We start from the raw sequence: 15,259 nt of genomic DNA, 5'->3' as shown, positions 1-15,259 counted from the left end.
TGGTTGGGGATTTTTTTTGTTCTGATTTTTTGTTGTTTTGTGACTAGAGCGAGCGGAGGTATAGCCATCGTGATATTTAAAACAATAAAATTAAAACTGTATTGTCATTAAATTCATTTTAAAAACTGATATTGGTCAGGGTCGGCTGCACGCCTATATCCATGTAACTACAAAGGTTATGGTAAAGTCCCAGCTGCGTGCCGAGCAGAACATATAACAAAAAGTGATTAAACGTTGGTGATGTGTTGTCGCTTTTCTTGGTGTGATGTCTTTATAAAAATGGGTGCTTACATTCGATGTTGAAAAAAGAAATTAAAAAGTTCGATATATTATCTTTGGCTGTCGGAGCAATTATTGGTACAGGTGCATTTGTCTTGCCCGGAAGTATGTTTTTGAGTGCCGGTATGTTGAATTCGATTATTGCCATTTTGATTGGTGGTGTGATTATTGTTGGTGTGGAAAAAAACTACGGCTATTTATTGAAAAAGTTTCCAGTGGCCGGTGGTGAATATGCATTTACCTACGATGCATTTGGCTGGAAGCATGCGCTAGTGTGTGGCTGGTTTTTGACCTTGGCCTATGTCAGTTTAATTCCGTTTAACGCCACAGGGCTGGCTTTTGTTGCCAAATTTGTTATGCCTAGTCTATTGAAAGTTGGCTATTTGTATACGATAGCGGGCTCGAGTATTTATTTGGGCGAAGTTGCGCTGGCGATCTTTGCACTATGCCTTTTTGCCTGGATCAATATAAAAGGGATAAAGCTAGCGTCCAACTTTCAAAATATCATGGTTCTGATGTTGGTCGGCATAGTCTTTCTGTTTTTAAGCTTGATCATTGCAAAAACGGGTCTAGATAATCCATTTACTGCGACTTTCCTTGATGGGCAAAATATTGAGCTGTCGAATATTTTAAGAGTGCTGGCCATCGCGCCGATGCTTTATGTCGGCTTTGACTGTATTCCACAAGTTGCCGAAGAACTGGATTTTGACGCGAAGGAAGCTTCTAGGCTAGCGATATTCTCAATTTTCATTGGTGCAATGATTTATTGTTCGATTCTGTTTTTTACCAGTTTCGGGGTGACGCTGGAAGAAATTACTAGTGGCAAAATTGCATGGGCAACCGGCCATACCGTTGAATATTATTTCGGAAAAATTGGTTTGTGGGCGCTGGTACTTGCACTGCTGTCGGCAATTGTTGGTGGAATTAACGGTTTTTACATGGCAGCCAGCAGACTGTTGTTTGCAATGTCTCGTGGAAAAATCCTGCCGGAATTCTTCGGTGTATTAGATTCGAAATATCAAACACCTAAAAATGCGATCTTATTTATTTTAGGCATCTCATTAATTGCGCCGTGGTTTGGTAGAAACGTATTGGGCTGGATTGTTGGTACTTCCAGCGTTGGCGCCTCTGTCGGCTATTTATATGCAAGCTTGTCGGCTTATAAGCTGTATAAGGCTGAACATAGCAAGGTCTTCTTGCCAGCAGTATTTGGTTCAATCGCCTCGATGATGTTTTTAGTTCTGCTATTGGTGCCGGGGCTGAGCAGTACATTGTCGATGCCGTCAGCGATTATTGTATTGCTGTGGGCTGTTATGGGTTACTGCTTTTACCGGTTTTATGATTTGCAGGTAGTTCACCACACCAAACAAGAATTGAATCGATTGATTTTGAATCAAGGTGCTGTTTCTATAGGAAAATAACAGAATAGTTGCCAAGCTTCGCAGAAGTTCGGGTTGCTGAATAAGCGCGGACTGACTGAATTTAGCTGCAATTATCGGTGGGATTTAAAAAAACCTCGATCAGAAATGGTCGAGGTTTTTTATGTTTAATTTATAGTGTTTTTCTTAATAAGTAGGTAATGACACCTCTGTCAATTGACATGTTTGGTAGTGAGTTATAACTTGTTTTCGAACGGTGAAGAAATTGTTGCTTGCTAGTCAAAGTGGGGTTTGGATGTCATGTTTTTGTGGTGCTATGAAATAATAGTTTTGCATAAGCTGTTGTATCGCATAATACGATGCAATAAGCCGACATACTTGATGATTTAAGCTAATTGGGTTAGATGATGTTGTAGATATAGATATTACATAAAATAAATTGACTTCTGTTATATCTAAAATAAAGGTGAGAGCTGTTCTAGTTGCTATTGAATTAATGGAGAAAATATGGCTAGAGGAAGTGGGTTTAGAACGGTAATAAAAGTCGTCAAAGCCATTGATAGAGCACAAAAGCAAGCGGCTAGGGAGGCAGAGCGGAGGCATAAGCAAGGGGAGAGAGAAAGAGCTAAGAAGCAACGTGAGCATGATAAGCAAACTCGTCAGAAAGATAAGGAGGTGGCTGCTAAAGAAAAAGCCAAAATTCTTGCACATGAAAAAGAACAAACGGCTAGAGAGAAGGCGCGAATTGCTAATGAAAAAGCTCAGGTTGCTAGAGAAAAATCCCAAATTATAGAGGAAAGAAAAAGGTTTAAGAAAACGATTGAAAATGCCAAGGCTGCTTATGAAAAAAGGTGTGAGGGTAGAGAGAGCCTTCGAAATGAGTTCGTAAATTTGGAGTTAAGGTAAACCTATGGATGTTAATATAATACTGGTAGTTGCAGCTGCAATCGTTGTTTCGATTACCCTAACTTATTTTTTAACAAAAAGAAAGTTTGATCGCCAGCTAGAAAGTTATAAATCCATATCTGATGCAATTTCTGAATCAAAGACAACCTTGTCTAAAATAGAACATTCCATTAATCAAGAAAAAAATTATTTTCTGAATTAAGTGATGAAGTCAAGGGGCGTCAAGAGACACTTAAATCTGAATTGTCTAAAATAAGATCTGAAGTAATCAATTCCAAAGAGGAATTGTCAAAAACAAATATCGAAACAAGATCGCTGCAATTATTAAAGTCTAATGCAGAGGAGTTGCTTTCCAAGGTAAAAGAAAACGAGACGATTCTAAAATCTATTGAAGGTGAAATACGACGTAGAAGTGAAGATATAGCAAATAAAGACAATCAATTGCATAAGCTTGTTGGGAGTATTGACCTTTATTCAAGAATGAATGAGTACGTCGCGAATGGTTTTTTCGAAATGCCAGAGTATTTGCATGAAACATCAGCTAGATTCTCGGAAGAAATAAAAAGGGTTCGTCAAAAACAGAAAAATCTTATTAAAGACAAAGAAGCCATTAAATACCCAATATCAACTATTGTAATGTCTGATAAGTCGTACAATAAAAAAATCCTTGATGGTCAAGTTAAGCTGATGCTTAATTCATTCAATATAGAATGTGACTTTTTGATTGGGAAGGTGAGTCCAGGTAGCTTTGCAAGAACTCTTGAGCGAATTGAAAAAATAGCAAATTCTTTAGAAAGTTCGGCAGTAACGCTCCATTGCGGTTTTAATATTGAATATGTAAAGCTGAAATATGAAGAATGTAAGCTCCAATATCAATACACGCTGAAAAAACAAGAAGAGCAAGATGAGCAGCGTCTTATTAGAGAGCAAATTAGAGAGGAACAAAAAGCGATAAAAGAATATGAAAGAGCAATCCTTCAAGCAGAAAAAGAAGAAAAAATGTATCGCCATATGCTTGAGAAAGCACGAGAAGAACTAAGCAAAGTATCTGATGAAGGAAGGATTGTTGCAGAGCAACGTATTGCAGATCTAGAGCAGCAGCTAGCTGACGCAGAAGCGAAGGAAGAAAGAGCGAAAAGCATGGCAGAACAGACTAGAAAAGGTCATGTCTATGTAATTAGTAATGTAGGGTCCTTTGGTGATGATGTTTACAAAATCGGGTTAACTCGGCGACTAGAACCAATGGATCGGGTTAAGGAGCTAGGTGGTGCCAGTGTACCTTTTTCATTTGATGTTCATGCAATGATTTATGTTGAAGATGCGCCAGCATTAGAATCTGCATTGCATAGAGAATTTACGCAATCACGAGTAAATGCGGTTAACTTGAGGAAAGAATTTTTTAGAACAGACCTGCATTCAATTAAAAAAGCAGTGGAGCGTATAGCAGGGGTAGACACTGAATTTAAAATGACAGCTCTTGCTGAAGATTATTACGAATCTCGTTGTTTGCAAGGCATAAAAACTTCAGTTGCGTAACAGAAAAATAGGTCGTCAATCGAATTTTTTTCAAGTTTATCGTAACTTTAGAATTCTTAGTCAAAGAATTCGTGCCATACAAAAGATAGATTGAGAGTAAGCTGGTGTTTGTTTATGCCAGTTTACTTAATATGAATGTTTTTGGCTGGTATGTAGCATGGGATAGTTAGAAGGGCGCCAAGCAGCAAAGCCGAGCAAGATAAGTCTTTCTTATTCAATGTAACATTTTGTATCGGATGAACAAATGAAAAACATACTATTTCTTTGCAGCAAAAATAAATTGAGAAGTCCAACTGCGGAATCAGTTTTTTGCGATGTGGAAGGTTGGGATGTTCGATCTGCGGGATTGAATTCGGGTGCGGAAATTTATGTTAGTACAGAAGATATTGACTGGGCAGACTACATTTTTGTGATGGAGCAAGCACACAAGAATAAACTAAAGGTAACCATTCAGCATGTCACACCAACCGATCCAATTTCTTCTGAATAAAGTCCGGCCATTTACCCGCAAATAATAACGACAAAGCCTCCCCAACACCGACCCCATGTTTTTGGCAGGTCGATATATAGCTCCGGATTCTGCAATACGCTTTCACGCCATCCCATGAGCGGAAGCAGCCTGATATCTTCTGCTGAACCTTGCTCATACGGAAGTCCCGTTCACCCTGATTATTGGTAAACGGTGCTCGGGTATTACTCATAAACCGCAGCACGTCTGCTTCAAAATCCCGCAGCCGTTCTAATAAATTTCTCGATTTACTTCGTGCTAATTTCCCTCGTTTTAATTGACCTTTTTTATCCGCTTTTTTTGGCTCAGGTGCCGGACATTCCCGATCACCTGCTTTTAATATTTTTCGATATCGCTTCACCCATTTTTGACACTGCTTTTCATCCAACTCACCCCCCGCCTCATTGACTGCTGTATTCATTTCATAAAGCAGATCTTCCATTGCCTTGGCCCACTGCTGGCCATCTTGCTCATGGGCTCGCGCCAATTCACGTACATGATGGGCGTTACACAATACATGCAAGCACAGCACAAATCGGTAGTAGCTTTTCCAGTGATCGTGTACCAATAAACCGGTAAATTTAGGCAAGATGTCGATCGCTTCCATTGCCTCGATACCTCTTGATTCATGCGCTTCAATCCACGTCCAGCGGTCATTGCTCGCGACATGTAGCCACTTTCGTTTACCATTGATATTGACGCCGGTTTCATCGGCATGAATCAAATCTCCAGCACGCAAAATAGCCGGTACTAACTGAGCAAATGGCTTCAGTCGATGAAAAGCTTCCTGATTAAAATTGGCAAGGCTACCGGTGCTGATTGGCGCATCCAATATCTCAGCGAAGTGCTTTTGAGTCCGTTCATAAGGAATCAGCTGGTAGCTCGACATATAAACCGCGTTGGCTTTAAACTCATTGCCATATTGTATTGGCCGAGTGACCCCTTGCGGAAACTCAGCAACAAACTGGTTACCCTGCTCGTCTTGTAGAATCTGCGCCCGATATTCGGTGACATATCGGGTAATACGAACATCAACTACTTGGCGGCTTTCACTGCCAACAACACGGTATTTTCCTTTCGGCAATTGGCTACGATCAATCGTAATATCCAGCACTTCATCTGGGTCTTTCACCGGTGATAAATTACTGCCTTTATGGCCAGGCTGCCCGCCTGGGTTTTTATTGCTTTTGGCGCGCGATTTCTTTTCTCGATTAGGATCTGCCGATGGCGGAATGCTGGAGTTTTTGCTGTTTAGCCCTTTGCTATCAAGCAATATCTTAACGACGAGCATCAGCATACGAACCATCGCCACCAGTTCGGGCGGTAAGCTTTTGCTTTTGGCTAACAATCGCTCGGTTTCAGCGATGGTTTTATTAATTTCGATTGAGTCCATGCGGTTATTATCGCACAGGTTTTCAGGGTGGTTTTTTTGTCTCTGAGGCTTACTGTGGCGACTTTTTAGAAGCGGAATGCTGATGCGCTATTCTGAGCAAAAAACATTGATAATCAGGTGTGTTAATAGCAGTTTAATGCGGCGTTTAAGTGGTATTCTGAAAGAGGTGCTTAAATTCGGGAAAATATCAAAAAAACCTGTCAAGCGATTTTTATATTAAATTGTGCTGAATGGTTACAACTAAAGAAAAAATTCCGAGATCAAATAAAAAATCAATGCGTAGTTTGTCTTGATATTCCTGATAATTATGATTATATGGACAATGGGCTTATAAATATTTTAAAAAGCAAGATTCCTCGATTTGTTAGGTAGGTAATCAAGATACAGCGTTCTGAAAACTTCCCATTTAAATTCAAATTAAACTAAACATCATTTGATCGGTGTATCTAGTTCCACATCTTAAATAGAACCTTGTGGCCGGTATGCTGAGCACGTAAAGTGGCCATCAGCATTGCTGATGGCTAGTAGAGCGGTCAATGCCTGTAGGTGCGCCGGCAGTAAGATCGGCCCAAAGCGAGCTGACAAAGCAAGTGCTTTTGTCATGTTTCTCTCAGCTTTGCATCCGTCATCAACCAATGACTATTTGAATGCCATTGTTGTAAATAGACCAATATGAAATTTATCAGAATTGAGTGTGAGTAAGATGGAACTACTGAATATAGAGTGTTTAGGTAAAAAACTAAGATTAGAAGCCTCAATGGCAGGGTGGCAGCAGCTTTTTTGGGACAATCAATGTGTCTCACAACGAACCGCCAGTACTGAATATGAAGGTGAGTTTAGCCATGAGTTCGAGCTGTCTGTGGCGAATGAGCCGCTGCAAAGTGAGCTTGAAGCAGAACCATCTTCTGGCAAAAATACTGCAACGCCTCAAACCATCCAGGTAAAACTAAACATTAATTTGCAGTGGCAGCCATTTACCGTGAGCTACCAATTGCTGGTTGATGGCCAAGAGCAATTGCAAGGCGAAAGAAACACTCAAGATATTGAAAAACAGCAGCCGGTAGAGACAGTGAAGGAAGTGCGTAAGCCCGGCTTGATGGGGTTGGCTTCTTTAGGTTTTAAGCTATTAAAAAGTGCCAAAGTAATTAAGGTGGTGCTGGCGGGCGCAAGTTTAGCTGCTTATTCATGGCTGTTTTCATTCCAATTTGCTTTAGCTCTAATTGCTTGTTTGGTGGTGCATGAGTATGGCCATGTCAGGGCAATGAAATATTTTGGTATGAAAACCAAGGGCTTTTATTTGATTCCATTCGTTGGTGGCGCGGCGCTGACCGATGAAAAAATTAATACTCGCTGGCAAGATATTGTTATTTCAATTATGGGGCCAACCTTTGGTTTGATCATGTCTTTAGCATGCTTAATTGGATACTGGGTGACAGGCAACGTATTTTTTGCTGCGTTAGCTTCATTAAGTGCGCTGCTTAATTTATTTAACATGCTGCCAATTCTGCCCCTTGATGGTGGCCATGTAATTAAAAGTATTAGCTTTTCTATGAATAGCTTGGCTGGCTTGCTGTTTTGTATCGGCGGGGCAGCACTGGGTGTTGTGATTTGTTATTACTTTGGCCTCACGCTATTCGGTTTTTTGTTGGCAATTGGCTCAATCGAAATTGTCATGGAATGGAAGCGCCGTCATCAAAGTCATTTATTGCCATTGGATACTTACGGCCAAATTTTTTCAGCAGTTTGGTATGTGCTAACCGTGGCAGGGTTTATGGCGATCATTTGGTTGACCGCTGACAGTGGTGATCAGCTGCTGTCGTTGCCGCTGAAAATATTACAAAGTTAGAATGCTTGGCATGCATTAGAAAAACAATATAGATCAGGGTTCGTATCCATAATAAATTCATGAAAAATCCGATGACTTTTCAGTCATCGGCTTTTGTGTATATTGCTTTTTTATAACCTACCAGTTCCAACCGGTTTCTAACCAGCCCCAATAAACGGGGGGCCATGGTGCTTTCAGGAGTCTTTTATCTGCCAGGCATAATTTTCTTTATTCTTAGCAGAACTTATCAATTACATGATGCTCGAAAAGTCTTTAAAGGCGTTCGTATATATTTCATTCAAGAATAGGCTTTTAGTAAAAAAAGCAAGCGGTCAAGAAACATTTTCAAGTCAAAAAACTGAAATTTGTATCATAAAAACATAAGTTTGAAGAGAAATTAAAAGAAAAAAATAAACTAAATATGATTTTTTTTGTAGTTTGCTACTAGAGGTATGATCAGCATTTAGCTAGTTAGCTCTTTGAGCTTTTCAATTATTTAAATAGCGGGTGATCTCCAGGGCCATTAACCCAAAACTGTTTAATAAGCTCAGCATACCTATTTAAGGAACTTTGAGTTCCAACTACACAGTGGAACTTGTTGCCACCACGGCACATGGTTTGTACCCAGCCATGTTTATCAATGTCAAGCCGGTCAATAATTGGCGGTAGCGTTGGATCGATTGACGCTTTGCCTTGACGGATAATACGAGCTGTTCGATCAACTAGATCGAGATAATCTTTATAAGAAAATGGGATTTTTTCTTGTAGGGGATCTTTGCTATGAAATGGCTTTAATTTTGGTTTGATGCAAGCTTTATAATTTGATTTGTTTTTCGATTTACATTGCCGCTGGATTCGTTGATGAATCGAAGTATATTCAGACTGCTCAGGTGTTTTTGCGATACCAGCCCGTAGCGGGTTTAAATCGACATAGGCCATGCAGGTTAAAATAGCTTGTTGGTCTAGCAGTGCTTGCGCTTTAAAACGACCTTCCCAGAAGTGCCCTGTACATTCATCTTCGGCATTGGCCATTCTTGCCAAAGGTTCATTTAGGCTGCGCATAAACCAGCTAAGATCGATTAGTCTCGTTCGATATTCTTCAACAAAACTTTCGACATATTTCATTTCAGATGGCATTAAATTATCGCCAGCTAAATAGCGCTGGACAATTTCTGGGCCTTTATACACCTTGCACCAACGGTGAAGTACTTCATCGCCTTGCCAGCTGTTGGCTTTTTCCAGATTGACACATAATACCAGATGGTAGTGATTACTCATGACGGCATAACTGGCAATTTCAATTGAAAATGCATCGGCTAATAATGCCAGTCGTTTTACAACCCAGTCACGGCGGTGTTCAAAGCTTTCACCGGTATCCGGGTCTACGCCACATAACCACGCTTTACGACATACCCTGCTAAGGCAGTGAAACCAATGGCAGTGCTTGGTATTCATATTTGCACGCCGTGGGCCAACCCGAGCAATTTCGACGGTATCGCTTTTGGAGTGGGCAGAAGAAGATTGGAAGCTAAAGTTATGACCGGTCATAGCACTGCAAACCTACGCTATTGGATTTAAATACAATAATCCCGTTAAGCACTTGTGTGAAATGAAAAGAATTAATGGAAGAGCCCAGGCATAACTTAAATTATGCCTGGCAGGTTTTGTAGTGTGAAATGAAAAGAATTAATGGAAGAGCCCAAGCATAACTTAAATTATGCCTGGCAGGTTTTGTATGGCATGGCAGGTTTTGTATATGGCAAGTTTTGTATGGCAGGTTTTGTAGGCAGGCTTTGTATGTTAAGCATACAAGCAGTTGTCAGTTGATGTATGACGCTTTGGTTGTATACTATCCGGCAGAAAAATCACAGCGGACCAATTGGCTTGCTGTGTGTGAGATTGCCGTAATGAATGTTCTTCGGCAGAGAAAATAAGATGAAATAGGTATGCATAATGAAAAAGACAGTCCTAGTTTTACTTTTGATGACACTTAGCGCATGTGCGTCATCAACTCATTACAACATAAAGAATACAGCGGTTGCCCAAGCGAATGATAATGCGCTCGGTACATATTCTGATTACGATAATAAGATTGAATATAATAAGGACTTAGATCTACATCAACTGAGAGTTTATGTTGGTGGTACAGCAAACTGTGATGGTGGTGTACTAGTATATGCAAGGGAGAAGATGAATAAATTCATGGAAAATAATGAATTTAAATCTTATGTTGTCACGCGGGGAGAGTATTCAATGCTTCCATTCAGCAAGTGTGATCTGTATATCAAATATAAATAATGCTATTCATTGCTGTGATTGAGCTTACCTGGAAATGGATTTTCAGCTCGATCTTGCGGTATATATGCAACTTATTTGCTATTTAAAAAGCCGATGACTTTTCAGTCATCGGCTTTTGTGTATATTGCTTTTTTATAACCTACCAGTTCCAACCGGTTTCTAACCAGCCCCAATAAACCGGTGGCCATGGTGCTTTCAGTGGTGGTGGGCCAACCAGTGCAAATGACAGTACTAGGTTGGCAACAACCAGCAGTAGCGTCAGCCAGAGTGCGCTTTTTTGTAGCCAGTTAAGTGCTCGGCCTGCAGCTGGTACTAGTGCGCAAAAATCAAATACTTTTGGCAAGGCAGTCAGTAATACACCGATCATGGTGATGACGCCCATCTGCATAAAAATGCCCCAAACATACATATGAATGCCCATGATGCGACCTTCAGTGCCTTCGTAGGCGAACCAGTGGAAGGTTGAGTGGCGCAAGCCAACATACATATCGATTACTGCAATAATTAATAGCAGGCCGACAAACTTCGGCTGAGGGCCGTAGCGCAATACCATGCAAGCAACCATGGTAACCAATAAAATTAATTGGCGAGTAATTAGGCAGCTGGCACAAGGCATGTCGCCTAAAAACAGTTGCTCGACAAATGTTGCGGTAAATACACCGCCGCCTAACACCAAAATGGCAAGGGCGATGACATTGTAAAAATGGTTTTCAGAAATTTTAATCATGATAATCGCCTCCTTAAAGTGGGCCATACAGCATTGGGTGCTTCCAGAAGTAAGCAACGATGTAGCCAACCAAAGTAATTAAAGAGATCAGCATCCAGCGCCAAGAGCGCTCCTGCTTTTGTGGTTGACGAATCAGCCACCAACAAACCAGTGTCATAAACGCATAGACCAGCGTATTCATACAGGCCTCCAGATCGATTGAAAATGAGTGGGTCGAGAATCTGGAAACCATTTGACACCTAAAAAGAGGTATCTCGAATGATGCAAGGCAGAAAGAAAGAGTTAGATATTAAATTCAAACAACTAACGCCGAAAATCAATTATTTATGGTCGTTGTTTGGTTTTTGTAGGCGAAGGTTTAGATTAAAAAGTTCGCCGCCAGCGCTCTTTTTTAGGGCGGAGAAGCGATGGTAGTAGTATTCAGCACCGCGGGGATTATTTGATTGTTGGTCGGCAACACTCAGCAGGTAAAAGTTTAGTGGGTTGGGTGAGCTTTCTGCGGCATAAAACAAATGGGGATAGGCTTGTTCGCTTCGATGGTCTAGTAATAAAGCCAGGCCGAGCGTTGCATTGGCAATGGTGCAACGAGGATTTTTTTCAAAGGCGCTGGCAGCCTGATCGAGCGCTTGCTGTTGATCTTGTGGATTACCAGAATCCAGAAAGCGCATGGATGCCAAATAGGAGTCCATTGCATCGAGCAGATAATAGTCGCGGCCTTGCTGCTTAAGCCCTTGCAGCTCGGCAGCATAATTACCCAAAGCTTGTTGGCCTTTTCCCTGGTAAAAATTAGAAATGCCACGTGCCAAAATATTCCAATCTTGCAGTTTGTTAATTGAGGTAATTTTATGCCGGGCAATATCATAATCGTCGCTGGCGACATTGAGCCGAGTTTTGACTTCAAGAATTAAATCACCAATCGCATCAAAAAAATCATCTTCAGAAAAGTGGCTGGTTAGCTCGATCGGTGGTTTGCTTTTGTCTGGTTGCTGCAATATTAATTTGACTAGGTACCCGTGGTCATCACGCTTGATCCAACTTCTTAGTTGCACCGCGGTTGGCTCAAGTTCAGGAACCGATTTAGGGTCCAGCTGTGAATGGCGATAATTAATCAGCTGCTTTGAAGAATTTAAACCAAAGAACAAGTATTCGTAGACGCTTCGAGCGACCTGAAAATCTTCTGCTCGATCTAGAACAACATCATGTAGTACCAAGGGGACTTGTCGTTGTTCAGAATTGCCATATTCAGCCTGCTCTGTTGGTCGCGAGATTTCATAGCCAAACAAGGCGACTGCGACGATCATTAAGCTAATCAACAATAGCAACAGCCCCGTGTTTAAGCGGTTAGCTGGGGTAGTCGTTGTAGTAATCTCAGGCTTTTCAGATTGAGTAGTGGCTGGTGTAGATTGCACTACTAGTGGTTGCTGTTGGTTGCTATCCAGCGAATGTTCAGTCACTGGTAGATCAAATAGATAACCCTGTTTGGGAATGGTTTTAATGATTGAGAAGGGGCGTTTTTGATCATTCAAGCTGGCTCTAAGATGGCTAATTGCTTGGCGAACTAGATTTTCAGAGACTTGGTTGCGTTGCCAAACTTCATCAGCAATTTGCTCGGCACTAATCACTTGGCCATTGTGTTGAATAAAAAACAATAGTAAGCGGGATTGCAAAGGCTCTAGATGATGTTGTTCACCAGACACTTGTAGCTGATGCTGCTGTGGGAAAAACAAGCAGTCAGTATTTTCACCAATCTGGAAGTGCTGTGTCATAAGATATCTGGCAACGGATAAGTTCTGGCATTTGCAAGGCTAATGGCTTTGCTTTAAAGCAGCAAGTATCTGTCATCTTTATCATGCTAGAACTTAACAGGGGTCAACGATTGAACGGAGTAACGGTCAAATGAAAATTACGATATGGCGATTTGTTTCTTCTCTGTGACAATTTGATTAGAGAATGCTAATGGCAGCTTTAGCGCAGCCTCTCGTTGATTCATTGTGCCAGCTGGCATTCTGGCACGTCGAATCTAACACCTTGAAAAAGAGTCGTGACAGAATTTATGAGCAGGAAGAACTATCTTCCGAAATCAAAGATGATATTCATGAAATGGAGGGGGGGGTTCGATTGCAGCAGCTATTTGTTTTATTAATGAAGTAATTTCACCTTTGTTATACCCCTTTTTAAGAAAGCATTCGGGGGTCGGCTCGATTTCCTGACAGAAAATGATAACTATTCTTCGCATGTTTTTTTATGAAGACTCAGTTGATGTGGCCTTCCGTTTTGGTGATCTAAAGGATTTTTCGCGGATAGCAAAAAGGCCTAAGGGTGTCGATATGATATTTTCTACAACGCCTGAATATATCGAACAAAAAGGAATGCCAAGGTACTCTGAAGATTTGATCAAGCACGATATGTTGGGCTATCGGGGTTGAAATGATCTGGAGTTGCACCACGAGAGTGGGGTGCAGACGAGGTTGATTACGATCGAACCAAAAATCTAGGGCTTTGATCCGGACATTCTTTTTCGCGCTGCAGCGGCGGGTTTTGGTATTTTTCTTATGCCTGACTAATGGTTTAATAAGGAGCTGACTTCGGGTGAGTTAGTGCGCATTTTGCCAGATATGGAAGCGACCTGTGTGTGACATCTATATGGTGTATACCAGTAATAATTATTTACCCGTCTATGTTAAGCGATGATTGATTATATTGGTGAACAGTGGGATCTACAGACCATGGCTCGGAATTCTGACAACAATCTGGCAACCCTGTTAAAGTAGCGCCTGTTGCAGAATTTGTGTCTGGTAGCTATGGCAGAGTTTTCATTAATTGAGAAATATTTAAGTCGGGTAACCGGCCAATGTGAAGGACTTGAACTGGGAATCGGTGATGATTGCGCGTTATGGCAGCCACCCGCTGGTAAGCAATTGGCCCTTTCGATGGACACCCTGAACCTTGATGTTCACTTTCTAGCTTGTAGTCCTGCACACTCGATTGGTCATAAAGCGCTAGCAGTAAATCTATCAGATCTCGCCGCGATGGGCGCTCAACCGGTTTGGTGTTCACTGGCGTTGAGTCTTCCCGACGCTGATGAGTTATGGTTAGCTGAGTTTTGCCGAGGCTTTGCTGAGCTGGCCAAGCAAAGCGGTATTGCCTTGATTGGCGGAGATACTACTTCTGGCCCGTTAAGTATTACGGTGCAAGTCGCAGGCTTAATTGAACCAGGAAAAGCTTTGCGTCGTAGCAATGCGTTGGCGGGCGATTTAATTTGTATTAGTGATCGCTTGGGTGAAGCGGCTTGTGGTTTGGATATGCTGCTGAAACCACTAGTGACTGATATCAAGCAAGCCAAACCATTTATTAAATGCCTAGAATATCCTAACCCTCAATTGCAGCTTGGTCAGTATTTGTCAGAACGTGCTGCAGGGCATGCTTGCTTGGATCTTTCGGATGGTTTGGCGAGTGATCTTGCCCATATTTGCCGTGCTAGTAAAGTAGTCGCGGAAGTCGATTTAGAGCATTTTTCTGGTGAACATTTGCCGAAAAATCTGACCCAACAGCAAGCATATCAAAAGCAATTGGCTGGCGGTGATGACTACCAACTGTGTTTCACTTTGAATGCGTCAGAGCTAGCAGCTGTACAGCGGCAGTTTCCTCAAGTGCAGGTGATAGGAAAAATGCGGCAATTAGCCAGCCATGAGGTTACCCCTCATATCGAGTGGTTGAAAAATGGCCAAGCTGTGGCGTTACAATTAAAAGGTTTTGAGCATTTTTCAAAATAAAATATTTGGTTTTTTATTTTAATAATGACTCGAAATATAATGTTTTAATAAAGGAATGGCGAATACCGGTATGCAAGATCAAAACATGTCACAACCGACTAAACCAGAAACAACATCAAACGATAAACCGAATAAAAAAACCAATAAGCAAACGCCAGATTCAATCTGGAAAAACCCGGTTCACTTTTTAGCATTTGGTTTTGGTTCTGGTGCAGCGCCGGTAGCGCCAGGAACTTTTGGCACGCTAGCAGCGGTGCCATTGTTCTTGTTGATGAGCCCGCTTTCGCTATGGGCATACGCAGTAATCACTTTGCTGATATGTCTGGTGGGTGTTTGGATTTGCGGTAAAACATCAAGTGACATTGGTGTTCATGACCATGGTGGTATTGTATGGGATGAGTTTGCCGGTTACTTGATTACTATGTTTGCCTTGCCGTTTTCTTGGCAATCGATTGTCGGCGGTTTTATTGTTTTTAGAATATTCGATATTTTCAAACCATGGCCAATTAAATGGTTAGATCAAAAGGTTCATGGTGGCTTGGGGATTATGCTGGATGATATTCTAGCGGGCGTGTTTTCCTGCTTAGTAATGCATTTGCTATTTTGGTTGATCTAGGGGGTATTATTAATTTATG

15 protein-coding genes are annotated in these 15,259 nt (G+C 41.4%); 10 read left to right on the top strand and 5 right to left on the bottom strand.

The annotated features are described in order from the left end of the window. Positions 1-296 precede the first annotated feature (296 nt). The 5 genes from DC094_RS00320 to DC094_RS00300 all read left to right on the top strand — a co-directional run bounded on the left by DC094_RS00320 (position 297) and on the right by DC094_RS00300 (position 4,590). The gene (locus tag DC094_RS00320) at positions 297-1,700 is read left to right on the top strand and encodes an APC family permease (RefSeq protein ID WP_116685120.1); all 1,404 of its coding nucleotides are present in this window, start codon (positions 297-299) and stop codon (positions 1,698-1,700) included. Between the two features lie 465 nt (positions 1,701-2,165). Next, a complete protein-coding gene (locus DC094_RS00315) occupies positions 2,166-2,564 on the top strand; it encodes a hypothetical protein (RefSeq protein WP_116685119.1) in 399 nt (132 codons plus the stop codon). A gap of 4 nt (positions 2,565-2,568) precedes the next feature. Next, a complete protein-coding gene (locus tag DC094_RS00310; RefSeq protein WP_116685118.1) occupies positions 2,569-2,766 on the top strand; it encodes a hypothetical protein in 198 nt (65 codons plus the stop codon). Between the two features lie 41 nt (positions 2,767-2,807). After that, the gene (locus tag DC094_RS00305) at positions 2,808-4,100 is read left to right on the top strand and encodes an SNIPE associated domain-containing protein (protein WP_116685117.1); all 1,293 of its coding nucleotides are present in this window, start codon (positions 2,808-2,810) and stop codon (positions 4,098-4,100) included. 244 nt (positions 4,101-4,344) lie between these two features. Continuing rightward, positions 4,345-4,590, top strand: a complete 246-nt coding sequence (locus DC094_RS00300) for a hypothetical protein (protein WP_206605538.1) — start codon at positions 4,345-4,347, stop codon at positions 4,588-4,590. On the opposite strand, the gene tnpC is transcribed toward DC094_RS00300, so the two are convergent. Further along, on the bottom strand, positions 4,559-6,001 hold the full coding sequence (gene tnpC, locus DC094_RS00295) for an IS66 family transposase (RefSeq protein WP_116685116.1): 1,443 nt from the start codon (positions 5,999-6,001) through the stop codon (positions 4,559-4,561). The genes DC094_RS00300 and tnpC overlap by 32 nt on opposite strands. A 703-nt stretch (positions 6,002-6,704) precedes the next feature. Here tnpC and DC094_RS00290 point away from each other — a divergent pair. Continuing rightward, entirely contained in the window at positions 6,705-7,847 is a 1,143-nt protein-coding gene (locus DC094_RS00290; protein WP_116685115.1) for a site-2 protease family protein, read from the top strand. Between the two features lie 471 nt (positions 7,848-8,318). Here the strand turns inward: DC094_RS00290 and DC094_RS00285 are convergent, their stop codons facing one another. Further along, complete coding sequence (locus DC094_RS00285; protein WP_116685114.1) at positions 8,319-9,374, bottom strand: transposase; 1,056 nt, start codon at positions 9,372-9,374, stop codon at positions 8,319-8,321. A gap of 405 nt (positions 9,375-9,779) precedes the next feature. Here DC094_RS00285 and DC094_RS00280 point away from each other — a divergent pair, with 405 nt between their 5' ends. Then, positions 9,780-10,124 carry a hypothetical protein gene (locus DC094_RS00280; protein WP_116685113.1) on the top strand — a complete coding sequence of 115 codons (345 nt, stop codon included), beginning with the start codon at positions 9,780-9,782 and terminating at the stop codon, positions 10,122-10,124. A gap of 139 nt (positions 10,125-10,263) precedes the next feature. Here DC094_RS00280 and DC094_RS00275 read toward each other — a convergent pair whose 3' ends face one another. From DC094_RS00275 to DC094_RS00270, 3 genes are all read right to left on the bottom strand, one after another. Further along, positions 10,264-10,851 carry a disulfide bond formation protein B gene (locus DC094_RS00275; RefSeq protein WP_158527183.1) on the bottom strand — a complete coding sequence of 196 codons (588 nt, stop codon included), beginning with the start codon at positions 10,849-10,851 and terminating at the stop codon, positions 10,264-10,266. 13 nt (positions 10,852-10,864) lie between these two features. Further along, the gene (locus DC094_RS21970; RefSeq protein WP_158527182.1) at positions 10,865-11,032 is read right to left on the bottom strand and encodes a hypothetical protein; all 168 of its coding nucleotides are present in this window, start codon (positions 11,030-11,032) and stop codon (positions 10,865-10,867) included. Between the two features lie 139 nt (positions 11,033-11,171). Then, positions 11,172-12,617: a winged helix-turn-helix domain-containing protein gene (locus DC094_RS00270; RefSeq protein WP_116685111.1), complete on the bottom strand. Its 1,446-nt coding sequence runs from the start codon at positions 12,615-12,617 to the stop codon at positions 11,172-11,174. A 190-nt stretch (positions 12,618-12,807) separates the two neighbouring features. Here DC094_RS00270 and DC094_RS00265 point away from each other — a divergent pair, with 190 nt between their 5' ends. The 3 genes from DC094_RS00265 to DC094_RS00250 all read left to right on the top strand — a co-directional run bounded on the left by DC094_RS00265 (position 12,808) and on the right by DC094_RS00250 (position 15,240). Then, a complete protein-coding gene (locus tag DC094_RS00265) occupies positions 12,808-13,002 on the top strand; it encodes a hypothetical protein (RefSeq protein ID WP_133245416.1) in 195 nt (64 codons plus the stop codon). A gap of 650 nt (positions 13,003-13,652) precedes the next feature. Beyond that, positions 13,653-14,624, top strand: coding sequence for a thiamine-phosphate kinase (gene thiL, locus DC094_RS00255; protein WP_116685108.1), 972 nt, complete (start codon positions 13,653-13,655; stop codon positions 14,622-14,624). Positions 14,625-14,709: 85 nt separating this feature from the next. Then, positions 14,710-15,240 carry a phosphatidylglycerophosphatase A family protein gene (locus tag DC094_RS00250; RefSeq protein ID WP_116686137.1) on the top strand — a complete coding sequence of 177 codons (531 nt, stop codon included), beginning with the start codon at positions 14,710-14,712 and terminating at the stop codon, positions 15,238-15,240. The last annotated feature ends 19 nt before the right edge of the window (positions 15,241-15,259 follow it).

It is taken from the genome of Pelagibaculum spongiae, assembly GCF_003097315.1.
Lineage (GTDB): Bacteria > Pseudomonadota > Gammaproteobacteria > Enterobacterales > Pelagibaculaceae > Pelagibaculum > Pelagibaculum spongiae.
The sequence above is the reverse complement of the archived record's forward strand: the minus strand, read 5'-3'. Positions and strand labels throughout refer to the sequence as shown.

Bases quoted from the DNA above. Each gene is read 5' to 3' on its own strand.
- DC094_RS00320 (WP_116685120.1), top strand. From the start codon at position 297: ATGTTGAAAAAAGAAATTAAAAAGTTCGATATATTATCTTTGGCTGTC.
- DC094_RS00315 (WP_116685119.1), top strand. From the start codon at position 2,166: ATGGCTAGAGGAAGTGGGTTTAGAACGGTAATAAAAGTCGTCAAAGCC.
- DC094_RS00310 (WP_116685118.1), top strand. From the start codon at position 2,569: ATGGATGTTAATATAATACTGGTAGTTGCAGCTGCAATCGTTGTTTCG.
- DC094_RS00300 (WP_206605538.1), top strand. From the start codon at position 4,345: ATGAAAAACATACTATTTCTTTGCAGCAAAAATAAATTGAGAAGTCCA.
- tnpC (WP_116685116.1), bottom strand. From the start codon at position 6,001: ATGGACTCAATCGAAATTAATAAAACCATCGCTGAAACCGAGCGATTG.
- DC094_RS00290 (WP_116685115.1), top strand. From the start codon at position 6,705: ATGGAACTACTGAATATAGAGTGTTTAGGTAAAAAACTAAGATTAGAA.
- DC094_RS00285 (WP_116685114.1), bottom strand. From the start codon at position 9,374: ATGACCGGTCATAACTTTAGCTTCCAATCTTCTTCTGCCCACTCCAAA.
- DC094_RS00280 (WP_116685113.1), top strand. From the start codon at position 9,780: ATGAAAAAGACAGTCCTAGTTTTACTTTTGATGACACTTAGCGCATGT.
- DC094_RS00275 (WP_158527183.1), bottom strand. From the start codon at position 10,851: ATGATTAAAATTTCTGAAAACCATTTTTACAATGTCATCGCCCTTGCC.
- DC094_RS21970 (WP_158527182.1), bottom strand. From the start codon at position 11,032: ATGAATACGCTGGTCTATGCGTTTATGACACTGGTTTGTTGGTGGCTG.
- DC094_RS00270 (WP_116685111.1), bottom strand. From the start codon at position 12,617: ATGACACAGCACTTCCAGATTGGTGAAAATACTGACTGCTTGTTTTTC.
- DC094_RS00265 (WP_133245416.1), top strand. From the start codon at position 12,808: ATGGCAGCTTTAGCGCAGCCTCTCGTTGATTCATTGTGCCAGCTGGCA.
- thiL (WP_116685108.1), top strand. From the start codon at position 13,653: ATGGCAGAGTTTTCATTAATTGAGAAATATTTAAGTCGGGTAACCGGC.
- DC094_RS00250 (WP_116686137.1), top strand. From the start codon at position 14,710: ATGTCACAACCGACTAAACCAGAAACAACATCAAACGATAAACCGAAT.